Source organism: Nocardia sp. bgisy118 (assembly GCF_057708605.1).
This window is the reverse complement of record NZ_JBYISM010000003.1, coordinates 1-21120: the sequence shown is the minus strand read 5'-3', so window position 1 is coordinate 21120 and position 21120 is coordinate 1. Positions and strand designations below refer to the sequence as shown.

General features: G+C 68.7%; 19 protein-coding genes and 1 tRNA gene. 8 read left to right on the top strand and 12 right to left on the bottom strand.

The window, feature by feature from the left end; all coding sequences use genetic code 11:
* The first annotated feature begins 250 nt into the window (after positions 1-250).
* Positions 251-1672, top strand: coding sequence for a glutamate decarboxylase (gene gad, locus AC3EO7_RS04310; protein WP_431963650.1), 1422 nt, complete (start codon positions 251-253; stop codon positions 1670-1672).
* A gap of 73 nt (positions 1673-1745) precedes the next feature.
* On the opposite strand, the gene AC3EO7_RS04305 is transcribed toward gad, so the two are convergent.
* The 3 genes from AC3EO7_RS04305 to AC3EO7_RS04295 form a co-directional block, all read right to left on the bottom strand.
* The gene (locus AC3EO7_RS04305; RefSeq protein WP_431963648.1) at positions 1746-2447 is read right to left on the bottom strand and encodes a DUF2334 domain-containing protein; all 702 of its coding nucleotides are present in this window, start codon (positions 2445-2447) and stop codon (positions 1746-1748) included.
* Positions 2448-2564: 117 nt separating this feature from the next.
* Entirely contained in the window at positions 2565-4709 is a 2145-nt protein-coding gene (locus AC3EO7_RS04300) for a S9 family peptidase (RefSeq protein WP_435590502.1), read from the bottom strand.
* Positions 4710-4719: 10 nt separating this feature from the next.
* Positions 4720-5127 carry a MerR family transcriptional regulator gene (locus AC3EO7_RS04295; protein ID WP_431963644.1) on the bottom strand — a complete coding sequence of 136 codons (408 nt, stop codon included), beginning with the start codon at positions 5125-5127 and terminating at the stop codon, positions 4720-4722.
* Positions 5128-5190: 63 nt separating this feature from the next.
* On the opposite strand from AC3EO7_RS04295, the gene AC3EO7_RS04290 reads away from it, so the two are divergent.
* Positions 5191-6279 (top strand): alkene reductase, encoded by a 1089-nt coding sequence (locus AC3EO7_RS04290; RefSeq protein WP_435590501.1) that lies wholly within the window; start codon positions 5191-5193, stop codon positions 6277-6279.
* 47 nt (positions 6280-6326) lie between these two features.
* Here the strand turns inward: AC3EO7_RS04290 and AC3EO7_RS04285 are convergent, their stop codons facing one another.
* The 5 genes from AC3EO7_RS04285 to AC3EO7_RS04265 form a co-directional block, all read right to left on the bottom strand.
* The gene (locus AC3EO7_RS04285; RefSeq protein ID WP_435590500.1) at positions 6327-7286 is read right to left on the bottom strand and encodes an alpha/beta hydrolase; all 960 of its coding nucleotides are present in this window, start codon (positions 7284-7286) and stop codon (positions 6327-6329) included.
* Between the two features lie 136 nt (positions 7287-7422).
* Positions 7423-7866 (bottom strand): HIT family protein, encoded by a 444-nt coding sequence (locus tag AC3EO7_RS04280; RefSeq protein WP_431963638.1) that lies wholly within the window; start codon positions 7864-7866, stop codon positions 7423-7425.
* A gap of 63 nt (positions 7867-7929) precedes the next feature.
* Entirely contained in the window at positions 7930-9351 is a 1422-nt protein-coding gene (gene purB / locus AC3EO7_RS04275) for an adenylosuccinate lyase (RefSeq protein ID WP_431963636.1), read from the bottom strand.
* A 6-nt stretch (positions 9352-9357) separates the two neighbouring features.
* Positions 9358-9996 carry a TetR/AcrR family transcriptional regulator gene (locus AC3EO7_RS04270; protein WP_431963634.1) on the bottom strand — a complete coding sequence of 213 codons (639 nt, stop codon included), beginning with the start codon at positions 9994-9996 and terminating at the stop codon, positions 9358-9360.
* Between the two features lie 129 nt (positions 9997-10125).
* Positions 10126-11295, bottom strand: a complete 1170-nt coding sequence (locus AC3EO7_RS04265) for a pyridoxal phosphate-dependent aminotransferase (protein ID WP_435590499.1) — start codon at positions 11293-11295, stop codon at positions 10126-10128.
* 128 nt (positions 11296-11423) lie between these two features.
* Here AC3EO7_RS04265 and AC3EO7_RS04260 point away from each other — a divergent pair, with 128 nt between their 5' ends.
* On the top strand, positions 11424-12377 hold the full coding sequence (locus AC3EO7_RS04260; protein ID WP_431963630.1) for a M23 family metallopeptidase: 954 nt from the start codon (positions 11424-11426) through the stop codon (positions 12375-12377).
* A gap of 52 nt (positions 12378-12429) precedes the next feature.
* On the opposite strand, the gene purD is transcribed toward AC3EO7_RS04260, so the two are convergent.
* Complete coding sequence (gene purD, locus AC3EO7_RS04255) at positions 12430-13707, bottom strand: phosphoribosylamine--glycine ligase (protein WP_435590498.1); 1278 nt, start codon at positions 13705-13707, stop codon at positions 12430-12432.
* A gap of 225 nt (positions 13708-13932) precedes the next feature.
* On the opposite strand from purD, the gene AC3EO7_RS04250 reads away from it, so the two are divergent.
* The 3 genes from AC3EO7_RS04250 (at position 13933) to AC3EO7_RS04240 (ending at position 17159) form a co-directional block, all read left to right on the top strand.
* Positions 13933-14310, top strand: coding sequence for a PH domain-containing protein (locus AC3EO7_RS04250; RefSeq protein WP_068055805.1), 378 nt, complete (start codon positions 13933-13935; stop codon positions 14308-14310).
* Between the two features lie 31 nt (positions 14311-14341).
* Positions 14342-14767: an HIT family protein gene (locus AC3EO7_RS04245; RefSeq protein WP_435590497.1), complete on the top strand. Its 426-nt coding sequence runs from the start codon at positions 14342-14344 to the stop codon at positions 14765-14767.
* Between the two features lie 640 nt (positions 14768-15407).
* Positions 15408-17159, top strand: a complete 1752-nt coding sequence (locus tag AC3EO7_RS04240) for a glycoside hydrolase domain-containing protein (RefSeq protein ID WP_435590496.1) — start codon at positions 15408-15410, stop codon at positions 17157-17159.
* Positions 17160-17304: 145 nt separating this feature from the next.
* On the opposite strand, the gene AC3EO7_RS04235 is transcribed toward AC3EO7_RS04240, so the two are convergent.
* From AC3EO7_RS04235 to AC3EO7_RS04225, 3 genes are all read right to left on the bottom strand, one after another.
* Positions 17305-17376: transfer RNA gene (locus AC3EO7_RS04235), tRNA-Thr, on the bottom strand.
* 110 nt (positions 17377-17486) lie between these two features.
* Positions 17487-17729 carry an MbtH family protein gene (locus AC3EO7_RS04230; RefSeq protein WP_011207082.1) on the bottom strand — a complete coding sequence of 81 codons (243 nt, stop codon included), beginning with the start codon at positions 17727-17729 and terminating at the stop codon, positions 17487-17489.
* 150 nt (positions 17730-17879) lie between these two features.
* Complete coding sequence (locus tag AC3EO7_RS04225; protein WP_431963621.1) at positions 17880-18713, bottom strand: alpha/beta fold hydrolase; 834 nt, start codon at positions 18711-18713, stop codon at positions 17880-17882.
* Between the two features lie 183 nt (positions 18714-18896).
* Between AC3EO7_RS04225 and AC3EO7_RS04220 the strand changes: the two genes are divergently transcribed.
* Complete coding sequence (locus tag AC3EO7_RS04220) at positions 18897-19088, top strand: hypothetical protein (protein WP_431964552.1); 192 nt, start codon at positions 18897-18899, stop codon at positions 19086-19088.
* Between the two features lie 251 nt (positions 19089-19339).
* A complete protein-coding gene (locus AC3EO7_RS04215) occupies positions 19340-20845 on the top strand; it encodes an alpha,alpha-trehalose-phosphate synthase (UDP-forming) (RefSeq protein WP_435590614.1) in 1506 nt (501 codons plus the stop codon).
* The last annotated feature ends 275 nt before the right edge of the window (positions 20846-21120 follow it).

The following is a 21120-nucleotide window of genomic DNA, read 5'->3' as shown; positions in this document are numbered from 1 at the left end:
AGTGGCAGATCAGCTCGAGATTCCGTCCCCTGCGAGGTCAGGACACGTGCGAACGCGGTGGGCATACCGCCATCGACGGAACGCCGGACCGCGCGGCAGACATACACAGCACCGGAGTGTCGCACGCCAGCAGCCGCTCAGCATTCGCCGCGTCAGCTCGAATTGGCCACTTGTACAGGCCATTCATTGCAGAATGAGGTCATCAACCGATCCGTGGCAATCGATGAGCAGCCTTGCTGGGAGGCCCCTGATGCCCGCTGAACCGGACTTCGACGATCTGTTCGCGCTGCCTGCTATCGACCACCCCGCACCCAAGGAGCGATTCCCGGCGAAGGAGACGATTCCGGACGCCGCCTACCAGATCGTGCACGACGAGCTGCTGCTCGACGGCGTCTCGCGGATGAACCTCGCCACCTTCTGCACCACCTGGGTCGACGACCAGGCGCGCAGGCTGATGAACGAGTCGCTGGACAAGAACATCGTCGACAAGGACGAGTACCCGCAGACCGCGGAGCTGGAGCGCCGCTGCGCGTGCATGCTCGCCGACCTCTGGCACGCCCCCGATCCCGCGACCACGCTCGGCACCTCCACCACCGGGTCCAGCGAGGCCGCGATGCTGGGCGGGCTCGCCGCCAAGTTCCGCTGGCGCAAGCGCGGTGGCTCGGGCACGCCGAACTTCGTCTGCGGTCCCGTGCAGGTCTGCTGGGAGAAGTTCGCCCGCTACTTCGACGTCGAGATCCGTCAGGTGCCGCTGCGCGGCGACCGGCTCACCATGCACCCCGACGACGTGGCCGCGCACTGCGACGCGAACACCATCATGGTGGTCGCCAACTTCGGACAGACCTACACGGGATTGTTCGAGGACGTCGCGGGCATCGCGCAAGCGCTCGACGACCTGCAAGCCACGAGCGGCCTGGACATTCCGCTGCACGTCGACGCGGCGAGCGGCGGCTTCCTCGCCCCGTTCACCGCACCCGACCTGGTGTGGGATTTCCGCCTGGAACGGGTGAAATCGATCAACTCCTCCGGCCACAAGACCGGGCTCGCCCCGCTGGGCGCGGGCTGGGCGATCTGGCGCACGGCCGACGATCTACCCCAGGAGCTGATCTTCGACGTCGACTATCTCGGCGGCAGCATGGCCACCTTCAATCTGAACTTCTCCCGGCCGGGCGGCCAGGTGATCACGCAGTACTACGACTTCATCCGGCTCGGCAGACTGGGCTACACCCGATTGCAGGAGGCGATCTACCGGGTCGCCCGGCATCTGGCGGACGGCCTGACCGCGTTCGACGGATTCGAGCTGATCCACGACGGCGACCCGAATCGCGGCATCGCCGCGGTGTGCTGGCGGCTCACCGGCACGCCGGGCTTCAATCTCTACGACCTGTCCGACCGGCTGCGCACCCGCGGCTGGCTGATCGCCGCGTATCCGCTGCCGCCCGACCGCGGTTCGGAGACGGTCATGCGCGCTGTCATCCGGCACGGCTTCACCCACGACATGGTCGATCTGCTGCTCGCCGACGTCGACCGCTGCGTGCGACAGCTGGCCAGCCATCCGCTCAAGGTCTCGCTGACCAGGGCCGAGGCGGGCGGCTTCACGCACAACGCGAAAGCCAAGGTGCCCGGCACGACGCCCGCCGCGACAACCCCGCATACGGAACCTACCGGTTAGGCATCCGAGCGAAGGTACGCCCGCCGCCTTCGATCGCCAGACCCGGCGGCGGGCGTACCGAGGCCCGCGGCCGTCAGGCCGCGCGCACCAGGTCGACCGGCTCCCAGCGGTACACCTCGCTGACCGCGCCGTGGAACAGCGCCAGATCCACCGCGTCCAGCATCGCCTGGCGCGGACCCGAGCGCTGCAACTGCGCCGCGGAAACGGCCAAGCGCAGCACGCCGCCACGCCGCGCGGTACGCGCAGCGCCCATGACCAGGGCCCGGCACCACCACGGCTCGGCACGGAAACCCTCGCCGATGCCATAGACGCGCGCCTTCTGCGCCGCGTTGCGCTCCAGGTCGAGGATCGAGGTCAGACCCAGCGCCACCCGGAAACCCGTCTCCGGCAGCGCGGCGATGGCGCCGGCCGAGGCGTCCCAGCGCGGCGCGGCGAAGAGCCTGGTGCGCAGCTCCACCTGCTCCAGCACCCGATCCGCCGCGGTGAGCCGCAGCTTCGCCTCGTGCTTGGGCAACGTGGCGAACTCGGCCCTGCGCCGCTTGGTCGCCGCCTGGTCGTAGCCGTGCAGCACGATGGCGTCGCCGCGGGCCCGCCTGCCCCGCAGCCACGCCTGCGTGGCCGGGTCGTCGACCAGCCGGTACTTGCCCTTCAACCGCGGCGCCACCAGCAGTGACAACCGCACGTCGCGATGATCCATCTCGGCGGCGAATTCGATCGCGGCGTCTCGAGTGGTGTCCCGAATCCCCGACACGGACACGATCAGCTCAGCGTTCATGAACCTACGATGCCGGACGCAAGTGTCATCGACGTGCAGCGAGCGTGACCGCAGAACGAACACTCACCGCATTCGCGGCCGGCGGCCCGCCGAGATCGGGAGGCCGCCGGAACGGTCCTATGCCAGCCCGACCGTGTCGAGCACCCAGGCGTGCTCGAAGGCCACTTCCTTCCACTTCTCGTAGCGGCCGCTGACGCCGCCGTGGCCTGCGCTCATCTCGGTCTTGAGCAGCAGCGGCGCGTCACCGGTCTTGGTCGCGCGCAGCTTGGCCACCCACTTGGCGGGCTCGACATAGAGCACCCTGGTGTCGTTCAGGCTCGTGACGGCCAGGATCGCCGGGTAGTCCTTGGCCTCGACGTTCTCGTACGGCGAGTAGGACTTCATGTACTCGTAGACGTCCTTGTCCGCCAACGGATTACCCCACTCGTCCCACTCGATGACGGTGAGCGGCAGCGAGGGATCGAGGATCGAGGTCAGCGGGTCGACGAAGGGCACGTTCGCGAGAACACCGCGGAACAGCTCCGGCGCCAGGTTCGCCACGGCGCCTACCAGCAGCCCACCCGCGCTGCCACCGTCGGCGACCATCCGATCGGCGGTGGTCACCCCGGTGTCGATCAGCTGCCGAGCGCAGGCCACGAAGTCGGTGAAGGTGTTCTTCTTGGTGAGCGTCTTGCCGTTCTCGTACCAGAGCCTGCCCATCTCGCCGCCGCCGCGCACGTGCGCGACCGCGAACAGCATGCCGCGGTCGAGCAGCGACAACCGCGCCACCGAGAAGGACGGATCCATGCTCGCCTCGTAGGACCCGTAGCCGTAGAGCAGCAGCGGCTTCGGCTCGCCCTCGGCCACCGCGCCCTTCTTCCACACCAGCGAGATCGGGACCCGGGTGCCGTCCGCGGCGACCGCCCAATCCCGGCGCTGCTCGTAGTCGTTCGCGTCGTAGCCGCCGAGCACCGGCTGCTCCTTGCGCAGCAGCAACGCGCCGGTGGCAGGCACGTAGTCGAACACCTGCATCGGGGTGATGAACGAGGTCAGACCGATGCGCAGGGTCGGCTGGGCCCATTCCGGGTTGGCGCCCGCGCCGACCGCGAAGAGCTCCAGATCGAATTCGAGTTCGCGCCGCTCGCCGTAGCCGGACGCGGTGAGCGGCCATACCGCCACCCTGGTCAGGGCCTCGCGCCGGTAGCTCAGCACCAGGTGATCGGCGAAAGCGTCGACGTCCTCGAGCCGCACGTCGTCGCGGTGGCCGATGAGCAGCGTCAGGTTCGACGGGTCGTCGACCGGCGCCTCGGCGAGCACGAAGTTCTCCGCCTTGACGCCGTCCACGACGTCGTTGTGCAGGATCAGGAAGCGGTCCTCGCCGCCGATCACGGCGTGCTCGGCCGAGTACTCGACGCCCTCGCGCCGCGGCATGACGATCCGGAATTCGCCCTCGGGGTTGTCGGATTCGAGCACCCAACCCTCGGTGGTGATCTTGGAGCCGACCCAGATCATCAGGTACTTCTCCGAGCGGGTCGAGCCGATGCTCACCCAGTAGCGCTCGTCGGGCTCGTGGAAGACCTTCACGTCGGTATCGGTCGCCGCGCCGAGCCGGTGCCGCCACACGGTGTCGGGCCGCCAGGACTCGTCCACCGTCTGATAGAAGACGTGGCTGCCGTCCAGCGACCAGGTCGCGCCCGGCGCGGTGCCCACGATCTCGTCGGCCAGCGACTCACCGCTGCGCAGGTCCTGGAATCGCAGGGTGTAGCGCTCGTCGCCGACAGTGTCGACCGAATAGGCGAGCAGGTGACCGTCGTGGCTCACCGAGAACGCGCCGAGGGCGAAGTAGGCGTGGCCCGCGGCCAGCTCGTTGCTGTCCAGCAGCACCTGTTCGCCGGGGATCTCGCTGTCGGCCTCGAGCCGCGGCGGGGTCCAGGCATCAATGCCCTCGGCCTGCTCGTCGATCGGGCAGCGGCAGTGTACGCCGTACTGTTTGCCCTCGTAGCTGCGCGAGTAGTACCAGAACTCGCCCATCCTGGTCGGCACCGAGAGGTCGGTCTCCTGGGTGCGCGATTTGATCTCCTCGAAGATCTTCTCGCGCAGGCCCTGCAGGTGGGCGGTCTGCGCCTCGGTGTAGGCGTTCTCCGCCTGGAGGTGGGAGATGACCTCGGGATCCTCCTTGTCCCGCAGCCACTCGTACTCGTCGACGAAGACGTCGCCGTGATGCACCCGCTCGGCAGGCACCGTCTTGGCGATCGGCGCCGCCACCACACTTTCGACAGACATGGGATCCACCCTACTTGCGGGTCGTCGAATCCTCGGCGCGATGGAACTCCGGCGGCGGCGCCTCACCACCCGCGGCCCGGAGGACGCCGTCGAGCACCTCGCAGGTGCTGTGCAGGTCCCGCAGCGCCCGGTCGATCCTGGCTCGCTCCTCGGTCAGCTTCTGCACCAGGAACGGGGTGGCCGCAGCGCTCGGCGTGCCGTCCGTGTCGTGGATGCACGGGAGCAGTTCGGCGATGGTGTCGCTGGTCAGCCCGGCCGCGAACATCTCTTGAATCCGGTTGACCCGGTCCACGGCGGCCTCCGGGTATTCGCGCTGCCCGCCGGAGCTGCGCGCCGCGGCGAGCATGCCCTTGTCCTCGTAGTACCGCAGCGACCGGACGCTGACGCCGGTCCGCTCGGCCAGTTCCCCGATGCGCATCCTCGACTCCTCGCACCAACTGCTCTTGACCTGACATTGATGTCAGGTCCTAGCGTACGCGTCATGCAGCTTCTGACGCCCTACCGCAACCACGAACTGGCCCTGCCGAACCGGATCGTCATGTCACCGATGACCCGGTTGCGCTCGCTGCCGGACGGCTCCCCCACCTCCGATGTCGTCGACTACTACGCGCAGCGCGCCGCCGCCGGATTGATCGTCACCGAGGGAATCTGGCCGCATTCGACCGGCCAGAGCGAGGCGTGGGCGCCCGGCTTGGAGACCGAAGCCCACGTCGACGCCTGGCGCCGGGTCACCGCCGCCGTGCACGCCAACGGCGGACGGATCTTCGCCCAGCTGATGCACGGCGGCCGCAAGAACCATCCGCGCGGCCGCATCGACGGATCATGGCCCGCGGGCCCCTCCGCGGTGATCGATCCGGATCGCGTGCACCTGATCGAGGGCGGCAAGGCCGATCCGATCACACCGGGTGTCTTGAGCCGGGACGACATCACCGCGATCATCGGCCAGTACGCCGCGTCCGCCCGCAATGCCGTGGCCGCGGGCTTCGACGGCGTCGAAATCCACGGCGCCAACAGCTATCTGGTGCACCAGTTCCTCGCCGACAACACCAACCTGCGCACGGACGAATACGGCGGTTCGAACGTCAACCGGATGCGGGCGCCGCTGGCCATCCTGGACGCGGTGGCCGAGGCGATCGGATCGCGCCGCACCGCGATCCGGCTCTCGCCCGGCAACCCGCAATTCGACATGCGCGAAGACGATCCGGCGCCCCTGTACCGAAAGCTGGTGGACGAGTTGGATTCTCGCGAGCTGGCCTACCTGCATCTCATCGACAACGACGACTATCCCGCGCTCGCCGATCTGCGACCGCGCTGGCGTGGCACGCTGATCGCGAACATCGGCGAGAACCGCCAGCCGACCGCCGCCGAAGGCGCGGAAGCGGTGCTGCGGGACGGCGTCGCCGATCTCGTCTCCTTCGGGCGGGCTTTCATCGCCAATCCCGATCTGGTGGAACGGATCACGCGCGGCCTGCCGCTGGCTTCGGTTCGCGAGGAAGGGTTGTACGGGCGAGATGCGAAGGGCTACACCGACTATCCGGCGTGGTCGGAGAGCGAACTGTCCCGGCTGTGATCGCGCGACGCCCGGCGCGATCGGATTCGCGCCGGGCGGTTGCCGGATCAGGCGCCGATGGCCGGGGCCAGGGTGGGCCAGGAGGCGTGCAGCGTGTCCTGCCAGTAGGACCAGGAGTGGGTGCCGACCGGGCTGTAGTCGATGCGCGCCGGAATGGCCATGCCGCGCAGCCGCCGCTCGAAGGTGATCACGCAGGTGTTGATGCCGACCTCGACCGGACCGCCGAGGAAGATGTTCTCGGCCAGCTGCGGCTTGAACTCGGCCTCGTGCGGGCCAGGCACGCCGGTGCCCGTGGACAGGTAGATCGTCTTGCCGCGCAAGCGATCCGCCATCAGCGAGGGATCGTGCTCGGCCCAGGCCGGGCTGCCCGGCGCGCCCCACATGTTGACCGGGTTGCCGCCGCGGTTGGCGATGGAGAACATCACTCCGCCGGTGGCGAGTCCGGTGTCGGGGCAGGCGCTGTAGCCCGCGATCGCGCGATACAGGTGCGGGTGGCGGGCGGCCAGGATGAAGGCCGCGCTGCCGCCCATCGAGAGGCCGCCGATCGCGTTCACGCCGTTGCCGTCGAAGGTCTCCTCGATCAACGGCGGCAGTTCCTGGGTGAGGAAGGTCTCCCACTTGTAGCGGCCGAAGCGCGGGTCGTCCCGCTGCCAGTCCGTGTAGTAGCTGGCCTGGCCGCCGACGGGCAGCACCACGTTGACGTTCTTGCCGCGGAAGAACGCCTCGGCGTCGGTCGCGTTGGTCCAGGTGCTCTGGCCGACGCCGGGGTCGAGGCCGTCCAGCAGGTAGTAGGCGGGCCTGGAGCCGCCGTCCGCCGGGTGCAGCACGTCGACCTGGACCGTTCGGCCCATCGCGGGGGAATCGATGAACACCGAGGAGCGGGTCGGGCCCAGCTCGGAGATTCGCACGATCCGAGCGGCCGAGGCGGACGCGGGTTCGACCGCCCATGGCCCGAGCATCGCGATCGCGCAGGAGAGCACTGCAACAGCAACTTTGGTACGCCGCATGTCCCGCCCTCCAACACTGCACGACAATGGCATCCAACGTAACCCACTCCATGGAGTTGCGGGAGGGATTCGAGATCTTGGCGCTATCGCAGCAAACTGCCCAGTACGTAAGGGCTTTCACGTCCCGCTCGAGCGTTCACCGGCCCCCTGCGGGCTCCGTCCGCGCCAGCGCCCCGCGAATGGATCCGGCCAGATAGTCCAGGTCAGCGCGGTGTGGACTGGTCGGCCGCCCGCGCAATCCGAAGCCGTCGCCCGGGATGCGCGGGATGACGTGCAGGTGCACGTGGAACACCTCCTGCCCCGCCGTCACGCCGTCCGCGAGAAAGAAGTTGACCCCGTCACACCCCACTTCACTCTCCCGCAAAGCCCCCGCCAGCCGCTGCCCCACCTGAAACAGCTTCCCACCGACCACCGGATCCAACTCCGCGAGACTCCGCGCCGCCACCCGCGGCACCACCAACAAATGCCCCGGCGTCATCGGCCGAATATCCATGAACGCGACCACATCGTCGTCCTCGTACACCTTGGAAGCAGGCGCCCGCCCGGCAATGATGTCAGCGAAAATCGTGTACGGATCCACACCGCACCCTAACCGCCACAGCCGAAGCGAAGGGACGGTGGCAGCCGGGTTTCGCGTGTGCGGCTAGAGGATCGGGGATGGGGTGTAGCGGGCGGCTTCGGGGTAGGCGTCGACCAGTTTTTGGACCTGGGCGACCACGTCGGCGGCCTGGGCGCCTGCGGCGCCGATGAAGGCGGACTTGTCGGCGAGGGCGGCGTCGAGGGCCGGGCGGTCGAGGGGGAGGCGGTGGTCGGCGGCGAGGCGGTCCAGCAGGTCGGGCTCGCGGCCCTGTTCGCGCATGGCGAGGGCGACGGCGACGGCGTGCTCCTTGATGACCTCGTGCGCGGTCTCCCGTCCGACGCCCGCGCGGACCGCGGCCATCAGGATGCGGGTGGTGGCGAGGAACGGCAGGTAGCGGTCGAGCTCGCGGGCGATCACGGCCGGGTAGGCGCCGAACTCGGCGAGCACGGTGAGGAAGGTCTCCATCATGCCGTCGATGGCGAAGAACGCGTCCGGCAGCGCGACGCGGCGCACCACGGAACAGAACACGTCGCCCTCGTTCCACTGCGCGCCCGCGAGTTCGGCGGCCATCGAGGCATAGCCGCGCAGCACCACCTGCAGGCCGTTGACCCGCTCGCACGAGCGCGTGTTCATCTTGTGCGGCATGGCCGAGCTGCCCACCTGCCCGGGCTGGAAGCCCTCGGTGACCAGCTCGTGGCCCGCCATCAGCCGGATGGTGTGCGCGAACGACGACGGGCCCGCACCCACCTGCACCAGCGCGGAGAGCACGTCGTGGTCGAGCGAGCGCGGGTAGACCTGGCCCACGCTGGTGAACACGGTCGCGAATCCGAGGTGCCTCGCCACCTGCTGCTCCAGCGTGGCCAGCTTGGCCGGGTCGCCGTCGAGCAGGTCGAGCATGTCCTGCGCGGTGCCCATCGGGCCCTTGATACCGCGCAGCGGATAACGGTCGATGAGCTCGCGCAGCCGGGTCAGCGCGATCAGCAGTTCGTCGGCGGCCGAGGCGAAGCGCTTGCCGAGGGTGGTGGCCTGCGCCGCCACGTTGTGCGAGCGGCCCGCCATGACCACGGTTTGGTACTCGGCCGCGCGCTCGGCCAGCCGCGCCGCGATCGCCACGCCGTGCGCGTGCACGTGCTCGAGCGAGAGCCGGATCTGCAGCTGCTCGACGTTTTCGGTGAGGTCGCGGCTGGTCATACCCTTGTGCACGTGCTCGTGCCCGGCCAGCGCGTTGAACTCCTCGATACGCGCCTTCACGTCGTGCCGGGTGACCCGCTCGCGCTCGGCGATGGACGCGAGGTCGACGCGGTCGATCACCCGCTCGTAGTCGGCGATCACGCCGGCCGGGATGTCGATGCCGAGCTCCGACTGTGCCCGCAGCACCTCCAGCCACAGCCGCCGTTCCAGCACGATCTTGTGCTCGGGCGACCACAGGTGCACCAGTTCGGGGCTGGCGTAACGGGTGGCGAGGACATTCGGGACGAGACTCACGTCTGGTCAGTCTAGTGCTCGGAACCTGTCCACTTGCTGCGGCGTCGCCGGGGCGACGATATCGATCACCTCGAGCAGCGCGCCGCGCGCCATTCGCCGGGGTTCCGGGTTGCTTTCGCTGAGTGCCGCGACCACCGCGCCGTCGACCACCGCGATCAGCCTGCGCAGCTGTTCGTGCCGCACCAACCGGTCCGAACGCCGCAGTACGTCGGAGAGCAGCTCGTCGAGCTGGGCCCGTAGCCGTAGCTGGACCTCACGTAGCTCGGGATGCCGCGCCGAGGCCACCGAACGCTCGTAGCGGGCGATCAGCTGGCCGCGCGCTCCCTCGTCCTGCCCGTCGGCGCCGACCAGTAGGTCGAGCACCAAGTCGACGGTCGCCTCGGCTCCGCGGCGGCGGTGACTCACCTCGCCGACCCTGCGGCGCATCGCGTCCAGCTCCGCGTTCCCGCTGAACTCGACCGCGCGGGCGATCAGGTCCTCCAGGGATTCGAAGTAGTACGTGGTCGACGCGAGCGGTAGGTCCGCGCGCGTGGCAACCGAGCGATGCCGCACTGCATCGAATCCGCCTTCGAGTAACAACTCGGCGGCGGCCGCTACCAGGGCCTGGCGACGCCGTTCGCCTTTCGGGGTCGTCGCGGTTATCACCGTGCCATCGTGCCAGTCGTCATCAGTTCATCCGTGCGAAATCGATTGTCGAAACCCAGCCAACGTTGTTTTACCTCATCTGGGCGTTTCCGGTGCCGAACTGTGGAAACTTGTTGTCGGACATAAGGATCAGGCGCGCAGATAGTACCCGAGCCGGAGCAGCGCCGCCTCGATGTCCGCGGTAGCACCCGCGAACGAGAAGCGAACGGTGCGGCGCCCGGCCACGGTATCGAAGTCGATGCCGGGCGCCAGCGCGACCCCGGTGTGCTCGAGCACCTCGGCACACCACACGCGCGAATCGTCGGTGAGATGGCCGATGTCGGCGTAAGCGTAGAAGGCGCCGTCCGCGGGCGCGAGATCGGTGATCCCGAGTTTCGGCAGCCCGTCGAGCAGCAGCCGCCGGTTGACCGCGTAACGCCGGACGTGTCCGTCGAGCTCCGTCTTGGCCTCGGCCCCGAAGGCGTGCAGCGCCGCGTACTGGGAGACCGCGGGCGGGCACACCGTCATATTGGAGGCCAGCCGTTGCAGCGCGGGTCGCAGCCTGCTCGGCGCGAGCATCCAGCCGAGCCGCCAGCCGGTCATGGAGAAGTACTTGGAAACCGAGCCGATAACCACGGATTCGCGGGAGGTCTCCCACGCGGAGGAGGTCTGTGCGTCCGAGCCTGTGCTCTCGTAGGTGATGCCGTGGTAGATCTCGTCGGAGATCAGCAGTGTCCCGTGCGCGGCGCACCACCGGGCCAGCGCGGCGAGTTCGGCCGGGGCGATCATGGTTCCGGTCGGATTGGCCGGGCTGGCGACCACGAGTCCCGCGGGCGGTTCGGGCAACGCGTCGAGCATGGCCACGGTCGGCTGGAACCGAGTTTCGGGGCCGCAGTCCAGTTCGACCACCCGGCAGCCGAGCGCGGTGAGGGTGTTGCGGTAGGCCGGATAGCCGGGCCGCGCCACCACCACGGTGTCCCCCGCGTCGAAGGCGGCCAGGAAGATGAGGGTGAACGCGCCGGACGAGCCGGTCGTCACCACTACCTCGTCGGGGTCGACGTGGTAGCCGTAGGTGTCCCTGTGGTGCTCGGCGATCGCCTCGCGCAGCTGAAGGATGCCGAAAGTCTCTGTGTAGCCGAGCAATTCGGCGTCGATCGCGGCTTTGGTCGCGCGCAGCACCGGAGCAGGGGCGGGCGTCGACGGCTGGCCGGCCGCGAGCACCAGCACGTCGCCGTGGGTTCGGGCGCGCTCCGCGGCGGCTTTCCAGACATCCATCACGTAGAAAGGTGGAATGGTCGACCGGCGAGATTCTCCAGACACCCGACAGACGGTAGACCCTCGCACACGACGCCATGTCGGCAACGCTCGGCTTTCGCCGGAGAGCTTTCCCGGCCGACATCTACCCGCATCCGCCCGTTCGTTCCGCACGCACCACTAAGGTCGGCGTAATGCTTGAAAAGGCTCGCCGCGCGGGGCTCGATCGGGTACGCGGAGTGGGTGGCATCGGCGTCATTCCGCCCGATTGGCGTGCCGAAAAGCGGGAGCGGTCCGGCCCACGTGAGCTGCTGCGGCGTGCCCGCACCGAGTTCGACGGACTACGCCGCCGTCCCCGCCCCGATCTGCGCGAACTCTGGACCGAGCAGAAACGGCAGGACTATCGAGCCCTGTTGCGCAAGCACCGGGTGCTGATCGCCGGGCTGATCGCGACCCTGCTCCTTGCGGGCGCCGACACGCCTTTCGACTGGGGCGTCAGTGAACGCACCCCCGGCCCGAACGAGGCGATGCGCGTCTTCTTCGCCCACCCGCAGGAGATGCAGTCGACCCCGCCCTCGGTGCGCCGCTACCTCAACGCCATCGCCAACGGTGAGCGCCGCCGCGAGCAGGCCGTGGTCGCGGCGGCGGCGCGGGCGACACTGGAACGCGCGAAGGCCGAGGCCGCCGCGGCCGCCGCGGGCGAATGGCAGCCGTGGATGGGCGGCACCGCGCCGCTGCCGCCCGGCTCGATCCTGCCCGGAATCGGCGGCTTCGTGCTGCCGACCCGGGGCACGTTCACCTCCGGATTCGGTTCTCGCTGGGGCACTTTCCACAACGGCATCGATATCGCGGCCCCCATCGGCACCCCGATCTACGCGGTCGCCAACGGCACCGTGATCGACGCGGGCCCCGCCCAGGGCTTCGGCCTGTGGGTGCGCATCCGCCACGACGACGGATCCATCACCGTCTACGGGCACATGTACGACTTCTTCGTCTCCGTCGGCGAGCGCGTGCCCGCGGGCATGCAGATCGCCCGCATGGGCAACCGCGGCGATTCCACCGGCCCGCACCTGCACTTCGAGGTGATCGTCGGCGGACAGCACGTCGACCCGCGCGCCTGGCTGGCCCTGCACGGACTCAGCTTCTGACCCCACAGACCATGTCGCCGCACAGCGTCACGGTCTTTGTGCGGAAAGGGGGCTACCGGGTGGGGAGGGCGATGCGGTTCTCGACGGCGGCGAGGCCGATGTCGGTGCGGTAGTGGCTGCCGGGGAGTTTGATCGAGGCGATGCGGTCGTAGGCCTTGGTGCGGGCCTCGGAGAGGTCGCCGCCGACGCCGACGACGCTCAGCACCCGGCCGCCCGCGGAGACCAGCGCGCCGTCTTCACGCAGCGCGGTGCCCGCGTGCAGCACGGCGGCGTCGTCCTGCGCGGCCTCGCCGATGCCGGTGATCACGTCGCCGAGACGCGGACGGCCCGGGTAGTTCTCGGCGGCGATCACGACGGTGACGGCCGAGCCGTCTCGCCAGCGCGGCGCCGCGACCTCGGCGAGAGTGCCGGTCGCGGTGGCGTTCAGCAGTTCGCCGAGCGGGCTCTCCAGCAGGGCGAGCACCGCCTGGGTCTCGGGATCGCCGAAGCGGCAATTGAATTCGACCACCGCGGGCCCGGCGGCGCCGATCGCGAGCCCGGCGTAGAGGAGGCCGGAGAACGGGCAGCCGCGGCGCACCATCTCGGCGGCGACCGGCTTCACCACGTCCTCGACGATCGCGGTGAGAGTTTCCTCCGGCAGCCACGGCAGCGGCGTGTACGCGCCCATGCCGCCGGTGTTGGGGCCGGTGTCGCCGTCGCCGACGCGCTTGTGATCCTGCGCGGGCAGCAGCGGCACCACCGTCTCGCCGTCGACCAGGCAGAACAGCGAGACCTCCGGGCCGTCGAGGAACGACTCCAGCAGCACCGGGTGGCCCTGCTCGAGCAGTTCGGCCCCGTGATCGCGGGCCGCGAGGCGGTCGGCGGTGACCACGACGCCCTTGCCCGCGGCGAGGCCGTCGTCCTTCACGACCCAGGTGGGGCCGAAACGATCGAGCGCGGCGTCCAACTCGGCGGGGTTGTCGACGACCTCGCTGTGCGCGGTGCGCACCCCGGCCGCCGCCATCACGTCCTTGGCGAAAGCCTTCGAGCCCTCGATCCTGGCGGCCGCGCCCGACGGGCCGAAACAGGCGATACCCGCGGCGCGCACCGCGTCGGCGACGCCGAGCACCAGCGGCACCTCGGGCCCGATGATCACCAGGTCAGCGGACAGTTCGGTGGCCAGCGCGACGACGGCCTCGGCCGAGGACGGGTCCACCGGACGCACCTGCGCGTGCTGCGCGATGCCCGCGTTGCCCGGCGCGGCGTAGAGCGCGCTCACCGCGGGGTCGCGGCGCAGGCTGAGGACGAGGGCATGTTCACGGGCTCCGGAACCGATGACGAGTACGCGCACGGGCAACAGCTTAGGTGAAGCGACTATCGGCCTCGCCGGGCATCGGCCTTCTGGACGTCCCGCGTTCGGCGGCCGTTCGCCCACCGTTCGACCACCGACAGCCGACCGATCGCGAATTCGATTGCCGCCTTTCATCCGTCGCGGCCGCGGCCCGTGGATCATGGGTGGGGAGGGTTCGGACGATCCGCCGGACCGTCTCCCGCCACCGCGAAGGACGTGCAGATCATGGGTCTGATCGACGGACTGATGGGCAACGCCGGGCGCATCGATCCCGGCCAGGCGCAGCAGGAGTACGCGAAGCTGCTCGGCAACGGCGAGCAGATCTATTCCGCCTACCTCCTGGTGCGCGACGCCATCCTCTTCACCAACCGCCGCCTGATCCTGGTGGACAAGCAGGGCCTGTCCGGCAGGAAGGTGAGTTATCACAGCATCCCCTACCGCTCGATCACGCATTTCGCGGTGGAGACGGCGGGCACCTTCGATCTGGACGCCGAGCTCGTCATCTGGATCGCGGGCACGCACGAGCCGCTGCAGAAGCGGTTCAACCGGCAGGTCGACATCTACGAGGTACAGGGCCTGCTCTCGCACTTCGTGGCGGTGTAGCGCGCGGCCGTCCGCGGACTACGCTGCGGATATGGCTTCCGTCTTCAGTGCGATCATCGCCGGTCAGATCCCTGGTCGATTCGTCTGGGAGGACGACGAATTCGTCGCCTTCCTGACCATCGCGCCGGTCACCCAGGGGCACACGCTCGTGGTGCCGCGCAAGGAAATCGACCAGTGGCAGGACATCGATGCCGACACCTTCGCGCGCCTCAACGGCGTCGCGCAGCAGATCGGCAAGGCCGTGCGGGCCGCGTTCGACGCGCCGCGCGCCGGTCTGCTCATCGCCGGGCTCGAGGTGCCGCACCTGCACGTGCACGTCTTCCCTGCCTACAGCCTCGGAAACTTCGACATCTCCGGCGCCGACCCGAACCCCTCGCCCGAGTCGCTGGACGAGGCGCAGGCCAAGATCAAGCAGGCGCTGCGGGATCTCGGCCACGGCGCCAACGTGCCGGACTGAGCGAGTCGCGCGACGCGTTCCCCAAAGCCGAAGGGCGCTCGGTGGCGAACCGAGCGCCCTTTTCCGTTCGGCCGACCCGACCTGGATCGCACCGGCTTTCATGACTGTTCGATGAACGCTCTTGTCCAGCGCGCGCGCTGCTCTACACTTTTATCAGTTAGCGGTGCCGTTGCACGAAGACGGCTTTCAGACGTTGCAGCTCCGCACGAAACGAGTGGTGTCATGGTTGATAGCCACGTTCAGTTCCCTTCTCCGGCAACAGTATCGAAGAACCGAGCGCCGTCGTCGAAGGACCCCGCGCCGTTGCCGAAGGACCCAGCGCCGCTGCGGAGACCTCTGCTCCCCGATCATCCGGATTGCCTCGCCGCCGACCGACTACCCGCCGTCGGCGAAGCGCGCACTGCCTGACGGTGCTCGGCCCGGCGGACCGCATGTCGACCGGATCGACGTGAACGCCGGTGGCACTCAGGCATACCGCGCCGTTCGAAGTTCTCGACGGCGACGCCGTCACCTTCCTGCGGAATTTCGGCCGCGATATCTCGAGGCGGCCGACCCTCAGGCTCTTCGGCGTCGTCGGCCCGGGCTCGGCCGTGAGTAACGGCCGGGGGGAATCGGCACCAACGCAAACGAAGGGGCAACGATGGTCACAGCAGTGGATTACGCGGCGCGGCAGATCGATCCGCGAGCCATCCGGGACGCCGGGCACATCGCGGTGCTCGCCTACGTCTCGACGTCGCGGCCTGGCTCGAACTTCGGGGCCAAGCCGCTCACGCGCGAATACGCCGACCGCATTCGCGCCGCCGGTCTGGACATCGTCTCGATCTGGCAGTACGGCAAAACCGGCAACGCGAGCGCTCCTTCGGATTACACCCTCGGCTACGAGGGCGGCGCCCGGATGGGACAGGAGGCGAAGCAACGCCATTTCGCGGCGGGCGGGCCCGGCTACTGCCCGATCTACTTCGCCGTCGACGAGGACATCGACGAGGACACCTGGAACACCAAGGCCGTGCATTTCTTCCGCGGCGTGAACAACGCGATCGGCCAGGAGTGGACCGGCGTCTACGGCCACGACGAGGTGTGCCTGTGGGCCATCCGCGACGGCGTCGTCGGCCGGTCGACCACGCCGGGCCGGCACTGGGCCTGGCAGACCAAGGCGTGGTCGGAAGGCGATATCGCCGAAGGCATTTCGCTGTATCAGCGCATCGTCGACACCCCGACGAACCCCGGCCCGATCATCGACGGCTCGTCCGTCGACGTGAACGACGTCTACGCCGCGGACTACGGGCAGTGGTCGCTCGACCGCGCGCCGCGGCCCGTGACCCAACCCGAGTACATCGAGCTCGACCGCATGGGCAATTCACGCAGCAGCCGCCACGGCGCGCGCGTCACCAACTTCCTGCTGCACACGCAGGAGGGCAACGGCACCGCCGAGTCGCTGGCGAACTATCTGAACAATCCCGCGAACAGCGTCTCCTACCACTACACGCTGCGCGACGGGATCGTCTGCGACGTGGTCGATACCGACTACGCCAGCTGGAGCGTCCTCGACGCCAACCCCTTCACCATCAATCTGTGCTTCGCCGGGTCCCGCGCCGGATGGAGCCGCGCGCAGTGGCTGGAGCGCGAGGACGATGTCCGGATCGCGGCCTGGCTCGCGGTCCAGGACGCGCGCAAGTACGGCTTCGAGCCGGTCGTCATCCCGCCGCCGTACTGGCGCGGGGAGGGCATCTCGGACCACAAGTACGTCACCGAGGAGCTGGGGATCGGCACGCACACCGATGTCGGCTACAACTTCATCTGGGATCGGCTGGAGACGTTCGTCAACGAGTACGCGGGCGGCGGGCCGCCGCCCGGGCAGGGCAACGCCATCGACGACGCCGCCGCGGCCGCGCCGTGGCTCGGCCGCAGGATCACCGTGGGCGAGATCGCGACTCCGGACGGCGTCGGCCGCCGGGCAGAGTTCGAGAACGGTCAGGTGTACTGGCATCCGGACACCGGCGCGCACGCCATTTCCACGGAGCTGTACGTCAAGTTCGCCGAACTCGGCTGGGAGGGAGGCCCGCTCGGCTGGCCGATCACCGACCGGACCGTGCTGACCGCCGCGGACGGCGTGCGACTCGGCGAGGTGCAGGGTTTCCAGGGCGGCGCGCTGTACCTGCGCTACGGAGCGGGCCGTCCGCCGGTGTGGGTGCACGGCGCGATCCGCGATCGGTGGAATCGATCCGGTTTCGAGAACGGCGATCTCGGCTGGCCCGTCGCCGACGAGCAGGAATTCGACGGCGGCGCGTATCAACGCTTCGAGCACGGGACCATCTACTGGCCCGGGCGCAGGAGCACGCTCGCGCTGCTCCACAACGATGGTCCCGATACGCCCATCGCGGACCGCGACTGAGTGGCAGAGCGAACGAGCCCCCTGTCAGGATTGAACTGACGACCTTTCGCTTACAAAAACGGCAGAGCCTCTACCACTGAGCTCAGCCGCGAAGCGGCTGCAAAAGGGCGCCCGGCTCCAAGAACCGAGCGCCCTCTCACGAACGAGCCCCCTGTCAGGATTGAACTGACGACCTTTCGCTTACAAGGCGAGTGCTCTACCACTGAGCTAAGGAGGCGAGAAGCGGACCAATCATAGCCGGGCCTGCCCGCCGCGTGACACCGGCTTTACGGTGCCACGCGGTGGCGGCTCAGCGAGAGTCCCCGGCGCAGTATCGAATACCGCGGTTCAGGACTGGGCGCCCTGTCGGGCCGCGTCGTCGGCGGCCATCGCGTCACGCAGACTCTTCGGACGCATGTCGGTCCAGTTCTTCTCGACGTACTCGACGCAGGCAGCGCGGCTGTCCTCACCGAAGACGACGCGCCAACCGGCCGGAACCTCGGCGAAGGCGGGCCACAGGGAATGCTGTTCCTCGTCGTTGACCAGGACGAAGAAGCGGCCGTCTTCGTCATCGAAGGGGTTGGTGCTCAATTTCACCTCACTGGATACTGGCGCTATGTACGGGATCGGCTGCAGGGTCTGTCCGGCGCGGCGCCCGTGCGAATCACGGGCCGTCCGCCGGAAGACTCCCGAGCGTTGTGTCGACCCTAGCAAGGGAGACGTTACGCGTAGGCGGTTACCTCAGGCGGCGAAGAAATCCAGGAGGAACTTGTTGACCGCCTCCGGGCGCTCCAGGTAGCCGAAATGTCCGGCGTCGGGGATCTCCTGGTAGCCGGCGCCGGGGATGGCCTCGGCCACCTCCCTGGTGAGGTGCGGGGGGATCATCCGGTCATCGGCGAATCCGACGGCGAGGCAGGGCACCGAGATCGCACGGTAGGCCTGAACACGGTCGAAATCGTGGTCCATCTTGCGCTGCGCGCGGATGCCGGGGGTGACCGGACCGCCGGTGAATTCGAACAGGTCGAGCCAGTCGCGCGCGGCGTTGGTTTCGGCCATGGTGGCGGGCGACAGGTTCATCACCGCGGTCACCGCGGCCTCGTACTTCGGCGGTAGCTTGACCCCGCTCGCGTCCAGTTCGTGCTCGCCGAGCGAAAGCGTCTTCTGGAACTGGTCGAGCCGGCCGTGCCCGGCCATGAACACGGCCTTGCGCACCAGGTCGGGCCTGGCCAGCGCTAGCTCCTGGGCGACACGCGCGCCCATCGAGGTGCCGACCACCAGCGCGGGTCCCTCGTCGAGCAGTTCGATGAGCCCGGCGGTGTCGGCAACCAGGTCATCGATGGTCATGCCGGAGGGCGCCTCGAAGGAGGGCGCGATGCCGCGGTTGTCGAAGGTGCAGACCCGGTATCCGGCGGCGAGCAGCGCAGGCACCTGGTGCAGCTCCCATACCCGGCCGGGGCTCCCGGTGCCCATGATCATCACGACGAGCGGCCCGCCGCCCTTGACGTCGGTGCCCTTCGACCGGTCGCCCTTGACCTGGTAATTGAGGGAGATTCCGTTCACCGTCGCCAGCGGCATTGTCGACCCTTTCGTGGAGTTGATGCTGCGCCACCACGGTATAGGCACCGGAGTGCGGGTGCACCAGGCACTCTGGATTCGCGGGATACTGGTGCGGCGGCGCCGATTCGATACCGTGAACTGGCTCCGAGGCCTTGGGGGCAAGGGCGTCGCTTAACATTGACTATTCACACGCACGAGCGTATGAGCCGGGAGGACGAGAAGATGGCCGCGAAGGGCAGCGCGAACGATATCGCGGACGACGAACTGGAACCACTTGCCGACGAGACCGCGCGTCAGGCGCAGCGGGTCGTCGCGGCCTACGCCGAGGACGCCGACGAGTGCCGGATGCTGCTGTCGATGCTCGGCATCGGCCCGAACAACCGCGGCGAGTAACACCCGACCACTCGCTCGACGACAACGGCGCCGTCGACTCGACAGACAAACTCCAACGCCGAATCAGCGACGCGTGACCGAGGCGAGCGACGGGCCAGGCGACAGCAACCCCGCGTGACCGCGAAGGACACCGCGAGCGCCGCCAACCAAATAAGGATGCGTGAGTGGACCAGATGACCGAACAGCCGTCCGAGGACTCCCAGCACGCCCGGTCCGAACTACCCGAATCCGATCCACCGGAGCCCGGCGCCTTGCGCGCCGGATCGATCGCTCCGGAAGGCGCGGGTTCGGGTTTCGTCGTTGTGGCCAACCGACTGCCTGTCGACCTGGAGAAACTCCCCGACGGCAGCACCCGCTGGAAGCGCAGCCCCGGCGGCCTGGTGACCGCTTTGGAGCCGGTGTTGCGCAGCAACAAGGGCGCGTGGGTCGGCTGGGCGGGCGTGCCCGACGTCGACGTCGATCCGATCATCGAGGACGGCCTCGAGCTGCATCCGGTCCCGTTGTCGGCGCAGGAGGTCATCGATTACTACGAGGGCTTCTCCAACGGCACGCTGTGGCCGCTGTATCACGACGTGATCGTCCGGCCGATCTACGACCGCAGGTGGTGGTCCGCCTACGTCAACGTGAACCGCCGGTTCGCCGAGGAGACCGCGAAGGTGGCCGCCGAGGGCGCGACGGTGTGGGTGCAGGACTATCAGCTGCAGCTGGTGCCCAAGATGCTGCGCATGCTGCGGCCGGATCTGACCATCGGCTTCTTCCTGCACATCCCGTTCCCGCCGGTCGAGCTGTTCATGCAGATGCCGTGGCGGACCGAGATCATCGAGGGCTTGCTCGGCGCCGATCTGATCGGTTTCCACCTGCCCGGCGGCGCGCAGAACTTCCTGTACCTGGCGCGGCGACTGGCCGGACAGCCGACCTCGCGCGGCACCGTGGGCGTGCGTTCCAAGCTCGGCGTGGTGCAGGTGGGTTTCCGCACCGTGCGGGTCGGCGCGTTCCCGATCTCGATCGCCTCGGCCGAGCTGGACGAGCACTCGCGGCGTCGCTCGATCCGGGAGCGGGCGGCCAAGATCCGCGCCGAGCTGGGCAACCCGAAGAACATCCTGCTCGGCGTCGACCGGCTCGACTACACCAAGGGCATCGACATCCGGCTCAACGCGCTGGAGGAGCTGCTGATCGACGGCCGCGTCGACCCTTCCGAGACCGTCATGGTGCAGCTGGCCACCCCGAGCCGCGAGCGCGTCGAGAGCTACATCCAGATGCGCGGCGACATCGAGCGCCAGGTCGGCCGGATCAACGGCGAGTTCGCCCAGGTCGGCCACCCGGTGGTGCACTACCTGCACCGCCCCATCCCGCGTGACGAGCTGATCGCCTTCTTCGTCGCCGCCGACGTCATGCTGGTGACCCCGCTGCGCGACGGCATGAACCTGGTGGCCAAGGAGTACGTCGCCTGTCACAGCGGCCTCAACGGAGCCCTGGTGCTCAGCGAGTTCACCGGCGCCGCCGCCGAGCTCCGCCAGGCATACCTGTGCAACCCGCACGACCTGGACAGCGTGAAGGACGCCATCGTCTCCGCCCTGGAAGACAACCGCGACACCAAACGCCGCCGCATGCGCTCCCTGCGCCGCCAGGTCCTCGCCCACGACGTGGACCGCTGGGCCCGCGCCTTCCTGGAAGCTCTGGCCCAAGACCAAGTCGCGGGCAGCGCCCTGCTCACCGACGAAGATGTCTACCCGGAATCGGAAGCCCCCAGCCGCTGACTCCGAGCGCGTTTGCCCCCGGGCACGGCAAACCCCAGCGCAAACGCACCGTCCCCACCTCCAACCACCCGGGGGCGAGTCTTAGGAGCCCGTTCGTGACCCGTCCCGTCTCGCCTCCGATCACCCCCGCCACAGCCACAAGGATCCACTCACTCACCACCCGCCCCGCAGCCGCAAGACCCGCCCACCCGGAACCTCCAAACAACCGAACGCACCATCCCCACCCTCCCAACCACCCCTAGGGCGAGTCTTACGAGCCCGTTCGCGGCCCGGTT

What these genes read in the sequence shown, in the direction of transcription:
- AC3EO7_RS04250 (WP_068055805.1), top strand. Translation starts at nt 13,933, where the DNA reads ATGGGTCTGATCGACGGACTGATGGGCAACGCCGGGCGCATCGATCCC.
- AC3EO7_RS04220 (WP_431964552.1), top strand. Translation starts at nt 18,897, where the DNA reads ATGAGCCGGGAGGACGAGAAGATGGCCGCGAAGGGCAGCGCGAACGAT.
- AC3EO7_RS04225 (WP_431963621.1), bottom strand. Translation starts at nt 18,713, where the DNA reads ATGCCGCTGGCGACGGTGAACGGAATCTCCCTCAATTACCAGGTCAAG.
- AC3EO7_RS04300 (WP_435590502.1), bottom strand. Translation starts at nt 4,709, where the DNA reads ATGTCTGTCGAAAGTGTGGTGGCGGCGCCGATCGCCAAGACGGTGCCT.
- AC3EO7_RS04260 (WP_431963630.1), top strand. Translation starts at nt 11,424, where the DNA reads ATGCTTGAAAAGGCTCGCCGCGCGGGGCTCGATCGGGTACGCGGAGTG.
- AC3EO7_RS04285 (WP_435590500.1), bottom strand. Translation starts at nt 7,286, where the DNA reads ATGCGGCGTACCAAAGTTGCTGTTGCAGTGCTCTCCTGCGCGATCGCG.
- AC3EO7_RS04290 (WP_435590501.1), top strand. Translation starts at nt 5,191, where the DNA reads ATGCAGCTTCTGACGCCCTACCGCAACCACGAACTGGCCCTGCCGAAC.
- AC3EO7_RS04305 (WP_431963648.1), bottom strand. Translation starts at nt 2,447, where the DNA reads ATGAACGCTGAGCTGATCGTGTCCGTGTCGGGGATTCGGGACACCACT.
- AC3EO7_RS04245 (WP_435590497.1), top strand. Translation starts at nt 14,342, where the DNA reads ATGGCTTCCGTCTTCAGTGCGATCATCGCCGGTCAGATCCCTGGTCGA.
- AC3EO7_RS04240 (WP_435590496.1), top strand. Translation starts at nt 15,408, where the DNA reads ATGGTCACAGCAGTGGATTACGCGGCGCGGCAGATCGATCCGCGAGCC.
- gad (WP_431963650.1), top strand. Translation starts at nt 251, where the DNA reads ATGCCCGCTGAACCGGACTTCGACGATCTGTTCGCGCTGCCTGCTATC.
- AC3EO7_RS04295 (WP_431963644.1), bottom strand. Translation starts at nt 5,127, where the DNA reads ATGCGCATCGGGGAACTGGCCGAGCGGACCGGCGTCAGCGTCCGGTCG.